Source organism: Streptomyces sp. NBC_00582, from assembly GCF_036345155.1.
Lineage (GTDB): Bacteria > Actinomycetota > Actinomycetes > Streptomycetales > Streptomycetaceae > Streptomyces.
Window position 1 is genome coordinate 5,965,062 of sequence record NZ_CP107772.1, and the last position, 19,485, is coordinate 5,984,546.

17 protein-coding genes are annotated in these 19,485 nt (G+C 73.6%); 5 read left to right on the top strand and 12 right to left on the bottom strand.

Annotation, left to right across the window (positions count from 1 at the left end):
• Positions 1-67: 67 nt before the first annotated feature.
• From OG852_RS26740 to OG852_RS26755, 4 genes are all read right to left on the bottom strand, one after another.
• Positions 68-1,585, bottom strand: a complete 1,518-nt coding sequence (locus OG852_RS26740) for a flavin monoamine oxidase family protein (RefSeq protein WP_330349170.1) — start codon at positions 1,583-1,585, stop codon at positions 68-70.
• 136 nt (positions 1,586-1,721) lie between these two features.
• A complete protein-coding gene (locus tag OG852_RS26745; protein WP_330349171.1) occupies positions 1,722-2,774 on the bottom strand; it encodes a zinc-dependent alcohol dehydrogenase family protein in 1,053 nt (350 codons plus the stop codon).
• Positions 2,775-2,920: 146 nt separating this feature from the next.
• Positions 2,921-4,102, bottom strand: coding sequence for a flavin-containing monooxygenase (locus OG852_RS26750; protein WP_330349172.1), 1,182 nt, complete (start codon positions 4,100-4,102; stop codon positions 2,921-2,923).
• A 271-nt stretch (positions 4,103-4,373) separates the two neighbouring features.
• A complete protein-coding gene (locus OG852_RS26755; protein WP_330351499.1) occupies positions 4,374-5,948 on the bottom strand; it encodes a subtype B tannase in 1,575 nt (524 codons plus the stop codon).
• 199 nt (positions 5,949-6,147) lie between these two features.
• Between OG852_RS26755 and OG852_RS26760 the strand changes: the two genes are divergently transcribed.
• The 4 genes from OG852_RS26760 to OG852_RS26775 all read left to right on the top strand — a co-directional run bounded on the left by OG852_RS26760 (position 6,148) and on the right by OG852_RS26775 (position 9,147).
• Positions 6,148-6,597 (top strand): DoxX family membrane protein, encoded by a 450-nt coding sequence (locus OG852_RS26760; RefSeq protein ID WP_133912076.1) that lies wholly within the window; start codon positions 6,148-6,150, stop codon positions 6,595-6,597.
• Complete coding sequence (locus tag OG852_RS26765; protein ID WP_208117131.1) at positions 6,594-7,019, top strand: Zn-ribbon domain-containing OB-fold protein; 426 nt, start codon at positions 6,594-6,596, stop codon at positions 7,017-7,019. Before OG852_RS26760 ends, OG852_RS26765 begins: the two co-directional genes overlap by 4 nt.
• Positions 7,020-7,115: 96 nt before the next feature.
• Positions 7,116-7,718, top strand: coding sequence for a GNAT family N-acetyltransferase (locus OG852_RS26770; RefSeq protein ID WP_133912077.1), 603 nt, complete (start codon positions 7,116-7,118; stop codon positions 7,716-7,718).
• 568 nt (positions 7,719-8,286) lie between these two features.
• Complete coding sequence (locus OG852_RS26775) at positions 8,287-9,147, top strand: GNAT family N-acetyltransferase (RefSeq protein ID WP_330349173.1); 861 nt, start codon at positions 8,287-8,289, stop codon at positions 9,145-9,147.
• Between the two features lie 2 nt (positions 9,148-9,149).
• Here OG852_RS26775 and OG852_RS26780 read toward each other — a convergent pair whose 3' ends face one another.
• Positions 9,150-9,452, bottom strand: a complete 303-nt coding sequence (locus tag OG852_RS26780) for a hypothetical protein (protein ID WP_133912079.1) — start codon at positions 9,450-9,452, stop codon at positions 9,150-9,152.
• A gap of 24 nt (positions 9,453-9,476) precedes the next feature.
• On the bottom strand, positions 9,477-10,364 hold the full coding sequence (locus tag OG852_RS26785; protein WP_330349174.1) for a TNT domain-containing protein: 888 nt from the start codon (positions 10,362-10,364) through the stop codon (positions 9,477-9,479).
• A gap of 252 nt (positions 10,365-10,616) precedes the next feature.
• Here OG852_RS26785 and OG852_RS26790 point away from each other — a divergent pair, with 252 nt between their 5' ends.
• The gene (locus tag OG852_RS26790) at positions 10,617-11,141 is read left to right on the top strand and encodes an ATP-binding protein (protein ID WP_330349175.1); all 525 of its coding nucleotides are present in this window, start codon (positions 10,617-10,619) and stop codon (positions 11,139-11,141) included.
• Here the strand turns inward: OG852_RS26790 and OG852_RS26795 are convergent.
• The 6 genes from OG852_RS26795 to OG852_RS26820 form a co-directional block, all read right to left on the bottom strand.
• Positions 11,118-11,783, bottom strand: coding sequence for a pyridoxine/pyridoxamine 5'-phosphate oxidase (locus tag OG852_RS26795; RefSeq protein ID WP_330349176.1), 666 nt, complete (start codon positions 11,781-11,783; stop codon positions 11,118-11,120). The genes OG852_RS26790 and OG852_RS26795 overlap by 24 nt on opposite strands.
• A 23-nt stretch (positions 11,784-11,806) precedes the next feature.
• Positions 11,807-12,769 (bottom strand): expansin EXLX1 family cellulose-binding protein, encoded by a 963-nt coding sequence (locus tag OG852_RS26800; RefSeq protein WP_330349177.1) that lies wholly within the window; start codon positions 12,767-12,769, stop codon positions 11,807-11,809.
• Between the two features lie 137 nt (positions 12,770-12,906).
• Positions 12,907-15,135: a bifunctional serine/threonine-protein kinase/ABC transporter substrate-binding protein gene (locus tag OG852_RS26805; RefSeq protein WP_330349178.1), complete on the bottom strand. Its 2,229-nt coding sequence runs from the start codon at positions 15,133-15,135 to the stop codon at positions 12,907-12,909.
• Between the two features lie 12 nt (positions 15,136-15,147).
• Complete coding sequence (locus OG852_RS26810) at positions 15,148-17,400, bottom strand: bifunctional serine/threonine-protein kinase/ABC transporter substrate-binding protein (RefSeq protein ID WP_330349179.1); 2,253 nt, start codon at positions 17,398-17,400, stop codon at positions 15,148-15,150.
• Positions 17,397-18,167, bottom strand: coding sequence for a hypothetical protein (locus OG852_RS26815; protein ID WP_330349180.1), 771 nt, complete (start codon positions 18,165-18,167; stop codon positions 17,397-17,399). Before OG852_RS26815 ends, OG852_RS26810 begins: the two co-directional genes overlap by 4 nt.
• A 124-nt stretch (positions 18,168-18,291) precedes the next feature.
• Positions 18,292-19,461, bottom strand: a complete 1,170-nt coding sequence (locus OG852_RS26820; protein WP_133912085.1) for a thiolase C-terminal domain-containing protein — start codon at positions 19,459-19,461, stop codon at positions 18,292-18,294.
• Positions 19,462-19,485: the final 24 nt, after the last annotated feature.

Consider the following 19,485-nt stretch of genomic DNA (forward strand, 5'->3'; position numbering starts at 1 on the left):
ACATACCTGACGGGATGTCAGGAATGGGCGTGCAGCGAGAAAGGAGCGGACCTTCGGCGCCACGGCGCTACAGCGCGGCCAGAACCTCCTTCGCCACCCGCTCGCCCGAGCGGACGGCTCCGTCCATGAAGCCCATCCAGTAGGTCGAGGTCTCGGTCCCGGCCCAGTGGATGCCGCCCACCGGCTTGCGCAGGGCGGGACCGTACTGGGTCAGGACGCCGGGCGCGGCGATGGAGACGGGGCCGCCGCGGGTGTAGGCCTCGTTGTTCCAGCGTTGCAGGACGAAGGAGGTGGGGGAGGCCGCTTTCGCGCCGAAGTACGTCACATAGTCCTTCAGCACCGCCGCCTTGACCTCGGCCTCGCTCGCCGCGTCGTACGCCCGGGCCTCGTCGGCCTCGATGAAGCCCATCAGGGCGCCGTAGGAGGCGTCGGGCGGGGAGTTGTCGAAGGTGGAGCTGACCACGCCGGTGTCGCTGACGACCTGGCCGTTGAGGCCGTCGGCCCGCCAGAAGGGGGTGTCGTAGATCGCGATCGCCTTGGCGACCGAGGCCATCGGCAGCCGCTGGGTGAGCTGGTCGCGGCCGGCCGGCAGGAGCGGGTCGTAGGTGATGCGGGCGGCGAGCGGCGGGGGCGCGGCGACGACGACCTTCTTCGCGGTGACGGTGATGCCGTCGGCGGTCACCACGTAGCTGCTGCCGGACTGGGTGATCGTGCGCACCGGGGCGTTCAGCACCACCCGGTCGCCGAGGGTGGCGGCCAGCTTGATCGGCACCTGCTGGGAGCCGCCGACGAAGCGCAGTTCCTGGGCGCCGTTCGCGGTCTCGGTGAGGCGCTCCAGGGTGCCGACGGTGGACTCGTTGCCGGCGGCGGCGATGTAGAAGAGCACGAACAGGAGGGAGAGTTCACGCGGTTCGGCCGAGAAGATCGAGGTGCAGGCCACGTCCAGGAGGAACTTGGCCGAGGGGATCACGGCGTTGGCGCGCAGCCAGGTCTCGAAGGTCTGCCGGTCCCATTCCTCCGCCTTGGCGGCGGTCCAGGGCGCGTCGACCGGGACCGTCTTGGCCATGTCGTCCAGTGAGGCCTGCACGATCGCGGCGTTGGCGAGACCGGCCGCGTCGACCGGCGGCACCGAGCCGAGGAGGCCGTCGGTGGCGTACGGGGTCCTCTTCCCGTCCTTGTAGAGGAGGTTGTTGCCCGTGTTGTAGGTGGCGAAGGTGGCCACGCCGAGGGAGTCGGCGAGCGCCTTGATGCGGTCCTGGGTCGGGCCGATGAACTCGCCGCCGCCCTCGGTCACCCCGCCGTTGGCCAGGGACAGGTTGAGGACCCGGCCGCCGACGCGGCCGCGGGCCTCCAGGACGGCGACCGTCCTGCCGGCCGCGACCAGGTCGCGGGCCGCGGTGAGGCCGGCCAGGCCGGCGCCGACGATCGCGACGTCCACGGTCCGGGTGGTCGCCGCGGAGGCCGTGCCGGCGGCGGTCGCGGTGAGGGCGGTCGCGCCGGCGGCCACCGCGGCGGTGCGGCCGAGCAGGGAGCGGCGGGAGAGGCCGTCGCCGGAGCCGGGGGAGAGCTGTCTTTCACGTGCCACGTGCGTCCTCCGTAGAGAGGGGGCGGAGCGGAAAGGTGAACAGGGCTCACATTCTGGCTCCGCACGAGGGCACACGACAACGCCCTCGCCACATCTGGCACGGGTGTAACAGGCAGAGAAGCAGGGGGAGTTGGAGTTATGGGGAGCTATCGCCCATCCGGCGGGGCGCGCCGCCCCGCGGGGCCCGGTCCCCGGGGCCCGGTGCGTCCTGGACGGTGACGACGATCTTCTTTCCGGCGTGGAGCCCCTTCTCGAGGTGGCGGTGCGCCTCGGCGATGCCGTCGAAGGGGAACACCTTGCCGAGGGCGGGCCGCAGTGTGCCGAGGCGTACACCGGCGTTCAGGAAGGCGGCCATGCGTTTGACCACCACCGGGTCGAGGGTGTGCTCGAAGCTCCGGTAGCCGACGATCGTGAGCGTGCCGGCCGGGTAGGGCGTGGGCCGAGGGTCCAGGAAGCCCGCGGCGACCAGGGTTCCGCCGGGGCGGGCCGCCTTCAGGAGCTCCCGCTGGCCGGGGCCCATGACGACGTCCAGCACGATGTCGGCGCCGGCCCCGCCGGTGTGGTGGCGAACGGCTTCGACGACGTCCTCCCGGTCGGTGGCGACGACCGCGACGGCGCCGGCGGCGAGCAGTTCGTCCTTCTTCGCGGTGTGCCGGGTCAGCGCGAGGGGCACGGCGCCGATCTGACGGGCGATCCGGATCGCCGCCCGGCCGACCCCGCCGGACGCGGCCGTGATGAGGACGTGGTCACCGGGCCGCATGCCCGCCTTCTCGACGAGCGCACCGTAGGCGGTGCTGTACGCGACCCAGATCGCCGCCGCCTCCGTGACCCCGAGCCCGGCGGGCCGGGGGACGACCCGGCTCGCGGGGACCGTGGTGTACTCGGCGTAGCTGCCCCTGACGTGCGCGTCCGGGACGGCCGTGAGGATGACCGGCTCGCCGGTCTCCAGCCCGGTGACCCGGGAGCCCAGCGCGTCGACGACACCGGTTCCCTCGACGCCGAGGCGCGCGTGCGGCAGGGGGACGGGCGTGGGCGAGGTGCCGGACCGCATCATCCGGTCGAGCGGGTTGACGGCGAACGCCTCGATCCTGACCCGTACCTCGTCGGCCGACGGCTCGACGACCGGTTCCTCGACGACGCGCATGACATCCGGCCCGCCGAACTCGTCGAACACAACGACGCGTGGCATGGTGACTCCTTCGTGTCCGGCACGGTTTTCGTGCTCGCACCAGACGCTACGGAGCCCTCGGTTACCTTCTGGTGCCGTCGCTTTTCCTGTGGAACGGGGCCGAGCCGGTCTTCCTCGCCGACTGCCGACCGCCGCCCACCGCCGGCTCACTGCTTCAGGTGGCGGGTCACCGCCTTGGCTATGCGGGGGGCGTCGAGGGCGAGTTCGCGGAGGGTGCCGCTGATGGGCGTGGTGAACCCGGTGAAGTAGAGGCCGGGTGCGTTGGCCGGGGCGTGCGGGCCGTGGGCGAGGGGGTGGCCGCGTTCGTCGAGGACGTCGAGGTGGCCGACCAGGCCCTCCAGGGCGCGGACATAGCCGGTGGCGGCGACGACGGCGTCCGGGGAGATGCGGGTGCCGTCGGCGAGGACGACCTTGCCGCCGTCCTCGAAGGCCTCCACGGCGGCGACGACCTCCACCCGGCCCTTGCGGACCGCGTCGATCAGGCCGACGTCCTGCACCGGGATCGCGCCCTGCCGGGCCCGGGTGTAGAGCCCGGTGTCGGGGCGCGGCAGCCCGTGGGCCGACAGGTCGGGCAGGCTCAGCCCGGCCTGGATCCGGGAGATCCGGTCGACGAGCCCGACGGGGAGGCGGCGGACGAGGATGCCGCTGTACTGGGCGGGCCAGCCGGCGGTGGAGCGGCGGACGATGTGCGGGACCGTGCGCACCGCGAGCCGTACCCGTTCGGCCCCGCTCTCGACGAGGTCGACGGCGATCTCCGCGCCGGTGTTGCCGACGCCGACGACGAGGACGTCCCGGCCGGTGTAGGGCGTGCCGTCGCGATAGGCGCCGGCGTGCGCGAGGTCGCCGGTGAAGGTGTCGCGGCCGGGCCAGTCCGGCAGGAAGGGGGTGTGGTTGTAGCCGGTGGCGACGACGACGGCCGCGCCGGTCAGCTCGCGGCCGCCGGTGGCGTGCAGCAGCCAGCCGGTGCCGTCCGGTGTGCGTTCGATCCGGGAGACCTCGACCCCGGTGACGATCTCCAGTTCATGGACCTCGGCGTACTTCTCCAGGTACCGCACCACGTTGTCGCGGGCCACCCAGCGGCCGAACCGGCGGGGCATCTTCAGTCCGGGCAGGGCGGAGAGGCGGCGGGTGGTGTGCAGATGCAGCCGGTCGTAGTGACGGCTCCAGGACGCACCGACCCGGTCGGCCTTCTCCACGACGACGGCGCGTATCCCCTGGGCGCGCAGGGCGTACGCGGTGGCGAGTCCGCCGGGGCCGCCGCCGATGACGTAGACGGGGCGGTCGGCGGGGTTCGCGGTGGTGATCGCGGGCGGTGCGGAGTCTTCCATGCGCGCGAGCGTAATCACGCACGAGATTGTTGGGTCTCGGTCAAGACCGGAATTGGTTGCGGATCGATCACGCTTGGGGGAGTGGTGCGGGGGACTTGTGGCGTAGGCCACTTCATTGTGAAGACGGGGCCGTACAAGAGTGCGACGCCTGGTCCAGGTGCGCTTGGGCCAGGCGTCGCGGGCGGACGGCGTCAGTAGCTATGACGGGAAACGGACGCCGCCGCGTTCAGGGGTGCCGTACAGCAGGGTACGGATCAGGTCCGGTTCCGGCTCACTTCTTCGCCTTCGCCTGGTGTCCGGTCACCTTGGCGATCCAGGCGATGAAGTCGCCCGGGTCGGTGTTGGCGCCGTGGCCCTCGTCCCAGTAGTAGAGGTGGTTCACGTCGTCGCCGAGGGTGTGGGCGGCGGCGGCGATGTTCGCGGAGACCGTGTGCGAGGTGTCCGAGTCGTTGGTGCCGAGGCGGATCCACCAGTGCTTGGTGCGGCTCTCGTTGGGCTCGTCGACGAGGAAGTGCATCGGGTTCATCAGCCGCAGGACCTCGGGGATGTCGCCGTCGAGGCGCTTGGCGGTGACTCCGGTGGTGTCGTGCTTGAGGCTGTACGCCGTGAAGTGGCGGGTCTCGGTGGTGCCCTTGCCGAAGAGGTTGTTCTCGCCGGCCGACAGGTCGAAGGCGTCGAAGGCCGGGGTGGTCTTCTTGCGGGCGCCGACATGGGTGAGGAAGTCGTCCCAGGAGAAGGAGGCCTTGCCGTTCTTCCAGCTGATGAAGGTGTTCGAGGCGAGGTAGGTCGCCCGGGCGGAGTCGGAGAGGGCGGTGAGGTACCGGGTGGCGGAGGGCTCCAGGTACTGCTCGACCAGGTACGTGTCGTAGTTGCGGGCGGTGAGCCGGGTGCCGTCGAGCCCCTTGAGCCGCAGGCCGGCCTGGTACTCGGCGAACTGCGACCGCAGGGCCTTCGACACGGTCTGGTCGACCTGGGAGCCGGAACTCGTCGCGTTGGAGCCCCAGTTCCACTCGTAGGCGCCGTCGGCGTGCTCCAGGTCGGTGATCGGGCACCAGGCGCCGGTCGCGAAGATCGCGTCGGAGGCGTCGGCGGCGCCGATCTCCTTCAGGAGCTTGTCGTACAGGGGGCTGTCGCCGGACGCGCCGAGCAGGGCGGACAGGGCGCCGCCGGCGCTGGTGCCCGCGGAGACGATCCGGTCGGTGTTGCCGGGGATGCGGCCCTGGTTGGACCGGATGTACCGCACGGCCGCCTTGAGGTCGACGATCGCGGCGGGGGCGACGCCGTAGTAGTCGCCGTCGGAGTTCTTGAGCGTACGGCCGCGGGCTCCGGGCTCGATCACGACGTACCCGGCGGCCAGGGCCAGCAACTGGTTGGAGGAGGTGGCGCCGCCGTTGGCGTTGGTGTTCTCGTTCGCGTTGGGGGCGGCCGAGGAAGTGGGCGCGTCGGAGGGGAGGGTGCCGCCGGGCATACCGCCGCCGCCCCCGCCCGCGCCGACCCCGGTGGCGTCCGCGACCGAGGAGGGCATGTATCCGCCGACGGAGTTCGCCAGCAGGATCGGCGCGTTGCTCGGGTCGACGCTCTCGCCGTCGATCTCGACCGGGGCGCTGACGATCAGCGACTGATAGGTGGCGTCCACCGGATCGGCGACATAGGTGATCGCCTTCCAGAAGTGGTACGTCACGGAGTGCTCGTCGCCGTCGGTGTCGGTGACGGTCGTCGTCAGCTCGCTGTAGGCGTCCGGGTCGAAGACCAGGGAGCCGGACGCCGAAGAGGACGTGTCGGAGGCCTGCGCGCTCAGGGCGATGCCGCCCACCGCGGCGACTCCGGCGGTGGCGCCGATGCCCATGACGACCGACCTGCGCTTGATTGCCCTGTGCTTCACGGTTCGACTCCCTCGGTTTCTCTGCTTGCGGTGTGAACGTACCGAGCGTGCGAACAAAATTGCCAACAATCCCGGGGCATTCATGGGGACCCCATAGCTTCATGGCGGACGCACAGGTTTCACGGTCTTCCCGGATCCGGTTGTCTGACGTACCGTCAGATTCATGGATGCGATCTGGCTCGACGGTGCTCAGTGGCTGGCGGTGCTGCGGATCGGGCTCGGGCTGTGGTGGCTGGAGAGCTGGCGGCACAAGGAGAAGAAGAGCTGGTTCGAGGGCTCCGGCATCGCCTGGGCGGCGGACGTGGCGGCCAAGCACCGCTGGAGCGCCGTACGGTCCGGCTTCGAGGTCGTCGTCAAGCCCCGCCCGCGGGTCATGGCGTACGTCGTCGTCTACGCCGAACTGGCCCTCGGGCTGGGTCTGATCGCGGGCTTCCTGACCCCGATCGCCCTGGTCGCGGGCCTGCTCCTCAATCTGATCTACCTCGTCCTCATGATCCACGACTGGGCCGAGCAGGGCCAGAACGGGATGATGGCCCTGATCTCCGTGGTCGCGCTGGGCGGTATGGCCTGGCAGACCTGGTCCGTGGACGACGCGCTGGGGCTCTTCCTGTGAGCGCGCGGTACGACGTCCCCGAGGCCGACGCCTTCACCCGTACGTACTGGGACGCGGCCGCCGGGGGACGGCTGCTGATCCGCCGCTGCGGAGCCTGCGCACGGGCCCACCACTACCCCCGCGAGTTCTGCCCGTACTGCTGGAGCGAGGACGTGACCTGGGAGGACGCGAGCGGCCGGGGCACGCTGTACACCTGGTCGGTCGTCCATCGCAACGACCTGCCGCCCTTCGGGGAGCGGACCCCGTACGTCGCGGCGGTCGTCGATCTGGCCGAGGGGCCCCGGATGTCCACCGAGGTGGTGGGCGCGGGGGACCTCCGGGCCGGGATGGAACTGGAAGTGACCTTCCGGGACGGCGCCCCGGTGTTCCGGCCGGCCACGCACGGCGCACCGGATCCACAGGCCGGCCGGACACGCCCGTAGACCACCGGTGGGCGGGCCTCCCGACGCCGACGCCGGTGCCGGCGGGGTCCCGGGGGTGCGATTCCCGGTGGTGGGCGGCCGGTGTTGAATGGCCGGATGACTGGCATCCGCGACCCGCACACCGCCCCGGACGCCCCGGAGGTCCACGGCCACGGCCTGACGCTGCGCCTGTGGGACCCGGCATCCGCCACCGATGTGGACGCGTGGCTGCGCGGACACTCCGACCCGGAGTTCCAGCGCTGGAACACCCCCATCAGGACGATCACCGACTCGGCGAGCGCCCGGGAGTCGCTGGAGGCCAAGGCCGCGGACGTGGAGGCCGGGCGCGCGATGACCTTCTGCGTCACCGCCGCCGACGACGGGACGGTCCTCGGCCAGATCTCCGTCAACGCGATCGACCGGGTCATGCGCAACGCCGTGGTCGGCTACTGGGTGCTCCCCGAGGCGCGCGGCCGGCACGTCGCCACCCGCTCCCTGCTGCTCGCGGCGCGCTGGGCGTACGACGAGGCCGGACTGCACCGGCTGGAACTGGGCCACGCCCTCGGCCACGGGGGCTCCTGCCGGGTCGCCGAGCGGTGCGGGTTCCTGTACGAGGGGACCGTGCGCGGCGGGATGTGGGAGGCGGGCCGACGGGACGCCTTCCGCGACGTCCACCTGCACGGCCGCCTGGCCACGGACCCTGAGCCACGGGAGCCCTGAGTTCGGGGGCCGTGGGTGCGGGGGCCGTTGGCATCGCAGCCGTGAGCGCAGGCGCCGTGGGTGGTGCAGTCGGGCGAGCCGGGCGCGTGGGTGGCGCAGCCGTTGGCGCGGGGGCCGTTGGCGTCGCAGCCGTGGGTGCAGGCGCCGTGGGTGGTGCAGTCGGGCGAGCCGGGCGCGTGGGTGGCGCAGCCGTTGGCGCGGGGGCCGTTGGCGTCGCAGCCGTGGGTGCAGGCGCCGTGGGCGACGCAGTCGGGCGAGCCGGGCCTGTGGGTGGGCAGCCGTTGGCGCGGGAGTCGTAGGCATCGCAGCCGTGGGCGCAGGCGCCGTGGGTGGCGTAGCCGGGCGAGCCGGGCCCGTGCTGGCGCAGCCGTTGGCGCGGGGGCCGTTGGCATCGCAGCTGTGGGGCGCGGGAGTCGTGGGAATGCAGCCGTGGGCGCAGGCGCCGTAGGCGGCGCAGTCGGGCGAGCTGGGCCTGTCGGTGGCGTAGCCGTGGGTGGCGTAGCCGGGAGAGCCCGGGTGGGCGTAAATCGCGAGCGGGGAGGGCGGCGGTTGCGCGAGCATGCGGCGCATGCATCAGGACGACTGGCATCTCACCCATGACCTCGACGCCTTCCTGGGCCGCGCCGGCGACTTCCTGGCGTCCAGGCCCGCGCTGCACACCGTCCCGCTGACCGTCCTTCACAACCTGCGCAGCCGGGGAGCGAACGTCTACGGCGAGGAGGCCCCCGTCTTCGGGGTGCTGGAGACGGACGGCCGGGTCGAGGCGGTGTTCTTCCGCACGCCGCCCTACTGGATCAACCTCACCTCCCTCACCGGCGAGCAGGCCGAGGCCCTCGCCGCACGGCTGGCGTCGGACGGGCACCGCCTCCCCGGAGTCTTCGCCGAGCGGGGCACGGCCGACGCCTTCGTCGAGGCGTGGAAGCGCCGCACCGGATCCGAATCCGGCCTCTGGAAGTCCCAACGCCTCTATCGGCTCGGCGAGTTGACGCCCCCGGAGCCCGCGCCCGAGGGCGCCTCGCGGATCGCGGTCTCCGCAGACCGGGCTCAGCTGGTCCGCTGGATCGACGAGTTCGCCGAGAGCATCGGCGAGCACGGCCTCCAGGAGAGCGGCGCCCTCGCCGACGCCCGGATCGCCCACGGCGGTGCCCTCTTGTGGGAGACCCCGGACGGCACCCCCGTCTCCCTGGCCGCTGTCACTCCGGAGGTGGCCGGCCAGGTACGGGTCACCACCGTCTACACCCCCGCCGCACTGCGCGGCCGGGGATACGCGGGCGCCGTGACCGCCGAGGCCAGTCGTGCCGCACGCGCCTCAGGCGCCCGGGAGGTCCTCCTGTTCACCGACCTCGCCAACCCCACCAGCAACGGTCTCTACCAGCGCATCGGCTACCGGCCGGTGGCGGACTTCGCGGTCCACCGGTTCACGCGGTGACCTCAGGGGCCCAGCAGCCGCGCCCTCTCCTCGGCGGTGAGCGGCACGGACGGCGGCCCCGGATCGGTCAGCCTGGCGTGGAGACCGCGGCAGGCCCGGTCCTCGTCGGGGAACCGCTCCAGTACGGTGCGGACGCCGCGCTGTCGTACGCCGACGACCCAGTCGCCCGCGTCCGCGTCCTCCTCCAGGTAGAGGCGGTCCTCCGGCCGGGGGGTGCCGGGCGGGGCGGGGCAGCCGGCGATCTCGTACAGCCCGGCGGGGACACCGGCCGCGCGCAGCGCCTCGCACAGTCCGTGCCGGTCCATGCCCCGCCCCTCCTCGTGTCCGCGTCAGTTGGCGCGTTCCAGGTTGCCGCTGGTGATCAGGGAGCTCACCGTGGCACCGGTCTTCACGTTCGTGCAGTACGTCGCACCCGGCGCCACCGAGGTCACGTACTGCACCCCCTGACCAGGCTGCTCGAAGGCGGGGGCGGTCGGGCCGGCGCAGACCAGCGTCGGCTTCTTCACCCGGTACAGGTGGTAGTTGTACGGGAAGCGCGGGTCCTGGGTGTCGAGGCCGGACGGCGGGATGGAGCGCTCCGCGTACCTCGCGCCGGCCGGAGCGAGGAACTTGCCGAACTCGTTGCCGAAGCGGTCCAGCAACTGCCCGACCGGGAGGGTCGCCTCCGTCGCGATGGGCACGCCCTGCGCGTTGTGGTCGAAGCCGTCGTCCGGGATCGACGCGTACTTCCAGTCGCCGATGCCGTGCTCCAGGTTGGGGTCCCACCACTTGTTGAGGAACTCGACGGGCGTCAGGGTGCCGAACCGGTTGTAGCCCTGCAGGGCCCGGCCGACCAGACCGGAGTCGGGCAGCCGGGCCGGGCCGAACCGCCAGTCGTTGCAGTGGTACGGCGTGTGGGCGTACGGGTAGGGCGACGGCACCAGCCCCAGACAGGACGGCGCCTGCCTGTCCTTGGGCGCCGGGTCCCCGTAGCCCTGGGGCCCCCTGGCCTTGGTGTCCGCCCCCACGACGGCCTTGGTGTCCGCCCCCACGACGGCCTTGGTGTCCGCCCCCACGACGGCCTTGGCGTCGGCCCGTGCGACGGGCAACGGCGCGGTCGCGGGCTGCCGTGCCGTGGGCCGGTCGGCGGCCGCGGCGGACGAGGGTGCGCCGAGCAGCACGGAACCGGCGAGCCCGGCCGTCGTGACCAGGGCCGCACTCCAACGACGGAACGTCACTGATACCTCCGCAAGATTCATCCCGAGGGTCGGAAGACATCCGAAAAGCCAAGAATCATCACAGAGTGTCAGCGAGGGGGCGGCAATCGGGACGGGGCCGAACGGCGCAGCCCCACCCCTCCCCGTTTGTCACCGGCCGACCACAACGTCGTACCGGAGTCGTCCGGACGGGCATCAGACGGGCCCGCGTGCTCTCTGCTCACCCGGGAGGGGTGTGCCGGTGGAACGCCCCCATGAGACCAGGGAGTTGCCGTGCACCTCGACACCACGACCTGCCCGTCGCCGACCAGCGCTCCCGTCGACGCCCCGTTCGCCCCCGCGCTGCCGGAGAACCTCGCGTACAGCTTCACGCTCCCGGCCGCGCCCCGCAGTTCCGGTGTCGCCCGCGCCGCGACCCGCACGATCCTGCGGGCGCACGGCCTGACCGACGTGACGGACGCGGTCGTCCAGGTGGTGAGCGAACTGACCGCCTGCGCCTGCCGGCTGTCCGCCACGCAGGAGGTGTACGTCTCGCTCCGGCACCGGGGCGGCGATCTGCGGATCACCGTCTACGACGGCCATCCCCGGCACACCCGGGCCCGCCTCGGTGCCATCTGCGTCCTGTCCCGCCGGGTGTCGCTGCGGGTCCTGGACGAGGTCGTACGGGCCTGCCACGGAGACTGGGGCATCGGTGGCGACCGGGAGCCGGGCGGCGGCACCCGGATGTGGGCGGTGCTGCCGCGCGCGGGGGCGGCCGGATACCTCGCGGACCCGTCAGGGCCAAAGCAGCTGCCGTGACCAGCCGTCGCCGCCCCCGCGGTACGCCAGCCGTACGTGCCGGCGCCGCTCCTCGCCCTGGAAGAACTCCACCTCCTGCGGCTGGAGCCGGTACAGGGTCCAGGTGGGGGACTCGGCCGTCGGGTCCGCCTGCGCCTGTTCCCAGGCCGCCCGGGACACGGCGGCCAGTTCCTCCGGGGAGGACAGCGGCTCGCTCTGGCGGCCCGTCAGGGCGGCGGCCAGGGCGCCCGTGGAGCGGGCGTGCAGATCGGCCTGTGACACGCCGGAGGGGGCGGAGGTGACCGGGCCGCGGACGCGGACCTGGCGGCCGAGCAGCGGCCAGTAGAAGGTGAGCGACGCGTACGGGCGGGCGGCGAGGTGGCGCCCCTTGCGGCTGGTGGCGTGGGTCGCGAAGGACCAGCCGCTCGCGTCGGCGCCGTGCAGCATCACGATCCGGGCGTCCGGCAGGCCCTCCTCGTCGGCGGTGGCCAGGGTCATGGTGTGCGGCTCCCGCTCACCCGCCGCCACGGCCTCGGCGAACCACTGCGCGAACAGCGCCAGAGGGTCGCCGGGGGCCTTCTCCGTGTCGAACGGCCGTAGTTCCGTCACCTCCGGGTCCCACACCCGCAGCGACTTCAGCAGCTCATGAAGATCCGTGGTCATGCCCCGAGTATCCGGCCCGGACGTCAGTGCCGGGAGAACTGGACCCGCGTCGACTGCACGACGTTCGCCTTCACGGCGATCCCCTCGACCGTGAGCTGCTCGCCGTAGATGTCGGTGAGCCGGATCGCGGCGCCGCAGCCGGTGCCCTGCTCGGAGAGGAAGTAGTTGTACCCGGTGCGCGCCAACCGCTTCCATCCGCCGCTCGTACGGACCTCCAGACGGGCCAGCGGATTGCGGTGGCCGAGGGCCTGGATGCCGCACCAGTACTGGGTGGAGCCCGTCTTGTAGCGGATCGAGATCGTGTCGGACGTGTCGGAGCCGACCAGGTTCCAGCTGATCGGGATCCGGCCCGCCGACAGCGGGGCCAGCTTGGCGAAGGCCTGCCGGCTGAGGTCGAGCTGGCCCGCCTGGCAGGGGGCCGGGCACTCGTTGGTGATCCGTACGGTGATCGACTTGCCGCCCGCGTGGACGGCCACGTACGCGCCGCACGCCTGGGCGGTCTCGTAGTCGGCGGTGTTCATCGCCGCCGTCATCACGTCGGAGGTGGGGCCGAAGGAGCAGGCGCCGTCGCCGTTGCCGACGTCGTAGGAGGTGGCCACGCCCTGATAGGTGACGCCGGGACGGATCCGGCCGGCCAGGGAGCCCGTCGTGGACGTCTTCGGCGGCGCGGCGGTGGTGGCCTTCGCGCGGGCCGACGCGGTGGCCGCGGCGGCCGAACGGGACGCGGAGGCAGGGGCCGTCGGGCTCGCGGAGCTCACGGACGGCTGCGGGGACGCGGAGGCCGACGGCGTCCCGGCCGTCGGCGAGTCGCTGACCCGGGTGCCGGCGACGGGCTTGGCCGCGTCCTGCACGTCGGTGGTCCCGCCGCCCGGGCGGAACGCCACGGCCAGCGACACCACGAGTGCCACGGCGGCCACGGCGACGGCGGAGACGAGCGCGGTGGGGCGCCGGGGGCGGGAGCGGCGGCGGTGCGAAGGGGTGGTCACAGTCGAGTCCTTCGGTCGGGCGAGGCTCCGGTCACAGGGAGCGTCCGCCCTTCAGTCGCCGCGGACCTCCCAAAAGGTTGCCGTGACCCCATACGGCCCCGAGGCCGCCCGGGTTCACCCGTTTCCCACCGGTCCGCTCACGTCACCGTCTCGTACTGGCCCAGGAAGCGTGCCCGCGCCTTCTCGACCCGGTACAGGAACAGCCCGGGCTCCGAGGCCATCTGCAGGGTCGTCCTGTTGAACGACCACTCCTTGCAGATGCCCTGATAGGTGAGGGTCCGCAGTCTCCGCGTCATCCCGCCCCGTTCCACCCCGTCCGGGCCGAGCAGCCGCAGCCCCTCGGCGGCCAGGCCCAGCGCGTCGTAGGCCTCGGCGGCGTACGGGGGCACGTCGTCGACGCCGTAGCGCCTGCGGTACGCCGCCGCGAAGGCGTGCGCCGCCTTCGGCGCGGGCGAGGCCGTGGGATCCACGTAGGTCGTGCCGAACACCCAGCCCTCCGCGGCCTCCCCCGCCTCCGCCAGGAACGTGGACCCCAGGACCGGTTCGAAGGCCGCGCACGAGCCGGTGAACCCGGCCGCACGCGCCGCGCGGGCGCACAGGGCGGCGCGGTGGGCGGAGACGCCGGTGTAGACGAGGGCGTCGGCGTCGGCGGCGATCGCCGCCTTCACGGCCGGGCGGAAGTCGTCGCTGTCGGCGGCCACGGTGTGCACGGTCGTGGTGCCGTCGACGTCCTTGGACGGCGGGAACTCGGTCATCGACCTGACGTTCCGCCAGCCGGTCCGTCCCGCGGCCCGGTCGTCGACCACGGCGGTTCTGAGGGAGGGCTCGACATGGGTGAGATACCAGCCGACCGGTGTCGTCCGGGCGGTGTCGCTGGGCCGGAGCTGGAAGATCGCCGTGTTCGAGGTCGTGGACAGCCGATCGTCCCCGGCGGAGACGATCAGCGCGGGCAGCAGCGCCTTCTGGTACCCGTCCTGGGCGGCGACCGCCGTCGCGTCCGTCGTGGGACCGACCACCGCGTACACCGAGTCGTCCGCCGCGAAGGCGCCGGCGGTCCGCACGGCCCGCTCGGGCTCCCCGCCGTCGTCCCGTACCCGCAGCACGAGGTCGAAGTCCCGGTCCGTACGGGCGTTGTGCCGCTCCACGGCGAGCCGGGCGCCCCGCTCCTGCGCCCGCCCGAGGCTCTTGTGGCCGCCGCTCAGATCGGCGTGCAGCCCGATCGTGTACCGGGGCAGCGGGCTCCGCGTACCCGTCCCTCCCGCGGACCCGCCCGAGCGTCCGGCCACCCACGCCGCCACCCCGCCACCGGCCCCGAGCACCCCCGCGACCGCCCCGAGGGCCAGGAGACGCCGCCGCGACGGGCGTGGCGTCACCCCGGTCCCGTCGAGTTGCCCGAGATGTGGGCCGTCCGGTGGGCCCGGCACCGGCAACTCCAGGACGCGGGCCGCCCGTTCGGCGATCAGGCCGGGCAGGGGCGCGGGCAGCCAGCCGCCCCCGGCCGCCCCACCGGACCCGCCCCCGGCCGTCGTACCGGGATCGAGGGCGGCGCCGACCTCCCGTGCCGTCGGACGGTCGCCGGGTTCCTTCGCCAGGCAGGCGGTCAGCAGCGGCAGCAGCGGTTCCGGTACGCCCACGAGGTCGGGGGCCTCGTGCACCGTGCGGTAGACGACGGCGGCCGGGGTGCCGGTGCCGAAGGCGCGGCGACCGGTCGAGGCGAAGGCGAGGACACAGGCCAGCGAGAACACGTCGCTCGGCGGGCCGACCCGCTCCGCCCGGCCCGCCTGGGCCTGTTCGGGTGAGAGATAGCCCGGGGAGCCGATGACCGCGTCGCTCGCGGTGAGCGCGGTCGCGTCCGCCGAGCGCGCGATGCCGAAGTCGATGAGCCGCGGCCCGTCCAGGGCGAGCAGGACGTTGCCGGGCTTGACGTCCCGGTGCACCAGTGCGGCCGTGTGCACCTCCGCGAGCGCCTCGGCCAGCCGGGCGCCGAGCACCCGTACGCTCGCGGGCGGCAGCGGCCCGTAGCGGGCGACCGCGTCGGTGAGCGGCGGCCCGGGGACGTACGCCGTGGCCAGCCAGGGCTCGCGGGCCTCCGGGTCGGCGGCGGTCACCGGCACCAGCCAGCGCGCCCCGGCACGCCCCGCGCCCTGTTCGCCGAGCCGGACCATCGCCTCCGCCTCGCGCCGGAAACGCACCCGGAACGCGGGGTCGGCGGCGTACTCGGCGCGGATCACCTTGAGCGCGACCAGCGCCCCACCTTGCGTACGGGCCAGATAGACCACGCCCATGCCGCCCGCGCCCAGCCGCCCCAGGAGCCGGTGACCGCCCACGGCCTGCGGGTCCCCCGGACGGAGCGCGGTGACGGGCACGCTCGTACGGCCCTACGCGTCCGACGACGGTACGGGCGCCGGGCCCAGGAAGCGGAACCGGCCGTCCGCCACCAGGTAGCCGAAGACCGCCCCGCCCTCGGGGGCGACGAAGGACCCGGTCTCGGGCACGAAGGCGAACTTCTTGGTCACCCCTTGATGGGTGGTCCGGCGCAGGGCGGCGGTCAGCCGGGCGCGTGTCGGCCGTCCGTCCGCCGTGCGCAGCACGTCCGCGATCATGTTGACGACGTCGTACGCCTCCGCCGCGTAGAAGCCGGGGGCGCTGCCGAACCGCTTGCGGTGGGCGGCGGTGAAGCCGGCCGCCGAGGGCAGGCCGGTCGCGTCGACGCAGGTGCCGGTGATCAGCCAGCCCTCGGCTGCCTCGCCCGCCGCGTCGAGGAACTCCGTGCTCAGCGCGGCCTCCGGGCTGTACCTCGGTCCGTCGAAGCCGGCCGCGGCCAACGCGCGTGCGAAGGCCGCCGCGCCCGCCGCGTAGCCGCCGTAGACGAAGGCGTCGGCGCCCGCCGCCAGCATGTCGGCGACGACGGGCCCGAAGGCCCTGGTGCCGGCCGGGACGACCCGCGGATAGGGCACCCGGCCCCGCCCCCGCACCAGCAGGTTGACGGAGCCGACGGACGCCCAGGCGTAGTCGGCGGCGGTGCGGTCCATGAGCAGACCGGGCCGCCGGGACGGGCCGGTGGCCGCCGTGCCGGACGCGTACTCCCCGCCCACCGCCTTGCCGCCGGCGGTCAGGAACACGGCGATGGGCCCGGTGGCCTCGAGGTCGTTGGGGCGGGCGTGCAGGAAGGAGCGGTTCTCGGTCGTGGTCAGCAGGCTCGTCCCGGCGGACACGGAGACCAACGGGAGCAGGGCCCCGTCGTACACGCCGACGACGGCGCGGGCCGGTTCGTCGGACGTGGGGCCGAGGACGGCGAGCACGTCCCTGTCCTCGACGAAGGCGCGGGCGACGGTCCCGGCCCGCGTCACGTCGCCCCGGTCGTCGGCCACTTTCAGGGTCAGGGTGAAGGGGCGGTCCGCACGGGCGTTGAACTGCTCGACGGCGAGCCGCGCGCCCCGCTCCTGCGCCCGCCCCAGGGCCTTGCCGGGGCCGCTGAGATCCGCCTGTACGCCGATGATCCAGTCCCGGCCGGACGGGGGAGAGGACGTCGTGCGGTCGTCGTCCCCGCGCAGGGCGGCCCAGACCGCCGCCGCGCCGCCCGCCGCCAGTACGGCGCCCGAGGCCGCCGCGATCAGGAACCGCCGTCTACCGGGCGCCGGCCCCGCCCCGGCCGTGTCCGCCTCCGCTCCGGATCCGGCCGTCCCCGCCGCGGATCCGGCCGTCCCGGAGCCCGCCTCGGCCAGCGTCGGCTCGATGTCCGGCAGGGCGAGCATCGCGGCCGAACGCTCGGCGATGATCCGTACGACGTCCTCCGGCAGCCACCCGGCCGGATCCCCCGGGGTGTCCTCGACGATCAGCTCGCGCAGCGCCGCCGCCGTGGGACGGTCGGCCGGGTTCTTCGCCAGGCACGGCCGCAGCAGTCCCGAAAGCCGCTCGTCGACGCCTTCCAGATCGGGCTCGTCGTGCACCGTGCGGTAGAGCAGCGCGTCGACCGCGCCGGTGCCGAAGGGCGGGCGGCCGGTCGCGGCGTACGCCAGCAGACAGCCCAGGGAGAAGACGTCGCTGGGCGGGCCGAGTTCCCCCGCGCGGGCCTCGGCCTGCTCGGGGGAGAGGAAGCCGGGGGTGCCGACGACCATGTCGGCGGAGGTGATCGCCGTGTCGTCGGCGGCCCGCGCGATCCCGAAGTCGATGAGCCGCGGCCCGTCCACGGCGAGCAGGACGTTGCCGGGCTTGACGTCCCGGTGCACCAGTCCGGCCGTGTGCACCTCGGCCAGCGCCCCGGCGAGCATCCGGGCCAGCACGCGCACACTGCGGGCGGGCAGCGGCCCGCACTCGGCGACGGCCTCGGCGAGCGAGGGCCCGGGGACGAACGCGGTGGCGAGCCAGGGCGCGGCGGCGTCCGGGTCGGCGCCGGTGACGGGCACCACCCAGGGGCTGCCGACCCGGCGCGCGGCCTCCGCCTCGCGCCGGAACCGCACCCGGAACTGGGGGTCCTCGGCGTACTCGGCCTGGATCACCTTGATCGCGGCCAGCGCGCCCTCGTCGGTACGGCCGAGGTAGACCACGCCCATGCCGCCGGCGCCGAGCCGTCCGAGCAGCCGGTACCCGGCGAGGGAGGAGGGGTCGGAGGGGAGCAGGGCGCCGGTCACTGCTCCACCTCCAGCTCGTCCTCCAGCCGGACCAGCATGCTGCTCTGCGTCTCGGCCATGGTCTGGCTCAGCTCGGCGTACTCGTGGCCCCGGGAGCCCCGGCCGGTGGCGGCGACGGTGACCTGTCCGATACGGCCCTGGGTCCACACGTAGGCGTAGGGGCCGCCCAGGGTGTCGCTCCGGTACTCGCCGTACTCGAAGAGGGAGTCCTCGGCGTACCCGTTGCCGTTCCTGCCGAACGCCGTGCCGAGGGACTTGAGGCCGGAGATCCGTTCCCCGGCGCGCAGCAGCTGGTCCGGGCAGCGCAGCGCCTCCTCCAGCGTCGACGCCTGCTCCCAGTCGGCGCCGTCCGCGTCCCGGTGGACGGTGACGGTCACGGCGACCCGGACCGGGCCCGTGCCGTCGGCGGCGGGGAGTTCGCTGTAGCGGGTGACGCTGGCGAGCACGTCGTCGGGGACGGGCTCGCGCTGCCAGACGCAGTCGTCGTCGAGGACCGGCCAGCTGCCCGGATCGCTGTCCGGGGCGGAGCGGACATAGCCGGCGCCCCACAGCTCGGGGCCCGCGGCGACCTTCTCGGCGAGGCGCACGGCGTCCGCGCGGGTCGTCGGGGCGCGGGCCGGGTCGGGGGTGAAGTCGAGCGCGGTGGGCTCGGCGGCGGGGGCGTTCGTGGCGGTACCGGTGGCGGTCCGCTCCGATGTTCCGGAGGCCCCGCCGCCACTGGATCCGCCCCCGCCGGAACACGCGCCGACGAGCAGCAGTCCGCTCACCGACACGGTGCATAAGCCCCGCACAAGCCCTCTGTCCACCGCTTCCGCCCCCCGGCTCTCCGCGCTGTCCCGGCCCCGGTCCTCGCCCCGGCCTCACTCAGGCAGGACGAGAGTACGGCGGAATTCAGTTGCGGCCCAGCACCACGGTCCCCGACGAACAGAACCACCCCCCGGTCCCCGAGGCCACCCCCATCCGGGGCAACTCGCCGTCAGAGCACCGCACTTGACGCTCGCCGGCCTCACCGCGCAACTGTCGTACCGCCTCCACCAGCAGGAACAGCCCCCGCATGCCCGGGTGTTGGGCCGACAGCCCGCCCCCGTCGGTGTTCACCGGCAGTTCCCCGTCGACCCTCAGCCGCCCCTTCTCCACGAACGCCCCGCCCTCGCCCTTCGCGCAGAAGCCCAGGTCCTCCAGGGTCACCAGCGTCATGTAGGTGAACGCGTCGTAGATCTCGGCGAAGTCCATCTCCTGCGGCCGCACCCCCGCCCGCCCGAACGCCAGCCGCCCGCTGACCGCCGCCGGGGAGACCGTGAAGTCCTCCCACTCCGACAGACTCGCGTGGGAGACGTGCTCACCCGTGCCGAGGATCCACACGGGGGCGGTGCGGCAGTCCCGTGCGTACTCCTCGGCGGCCAGCAGCACCGCCGCGCCCCCGTCGGAGCGCAGACAGCAGTGCAGCTTGGTGAACGGGTCGGCGATCATCGGCCCGGACAGCACCTCGTCGACCGTGACCGGGGTGCGGAACATCGCCTCCGGGTTCAGCGCCGCGTTCGCCCGCGCCTGGACGGCGACCTCCGCGAGCTGTTCGATCGTCGTGCCGTACTCGACCATGTGGCGGCGGGCCGCCATCGCGTACTTGGCGATCAGGGTGTGGCCGTACGGCACCTCGAACTGGAGCGGGCCGCGTGCGCCGAAGGCGAAGGTTCCGGTGCGGCGGCCCGCCCGGATGTCGGCGCGGGCGGTGGAGCCGTACACCAGCAGGACGGCGTTCGCGTGCCCGGCGGCGATCGCGTCGGCCGCGTGCGCCGCCATGACCTCCCAGGTGGAGCCGCCGACGGAGGTGGAGTCGACCCAGGTGGGGCGAAGGCCCAGGTGGTCGGCCACCTCCACCGGGGCGAGGGTGCCGAGGCCGGCGGAGGCCAGCCCGTCCACCCTCGACCGGTCGAGCCCCGCGTCCGCCAGCGCCCGGCGGGCCGCCTGGGCGTGCAGGGCGTACGGGGTCGCCTCGTCCACCCGGCCGCAGTCCGAGAGCGCGACACCGACGACGGCCACTTTCCGGGTCCCCGCGGTCATGAGGGGCCACCTTCCTCTGGGCAT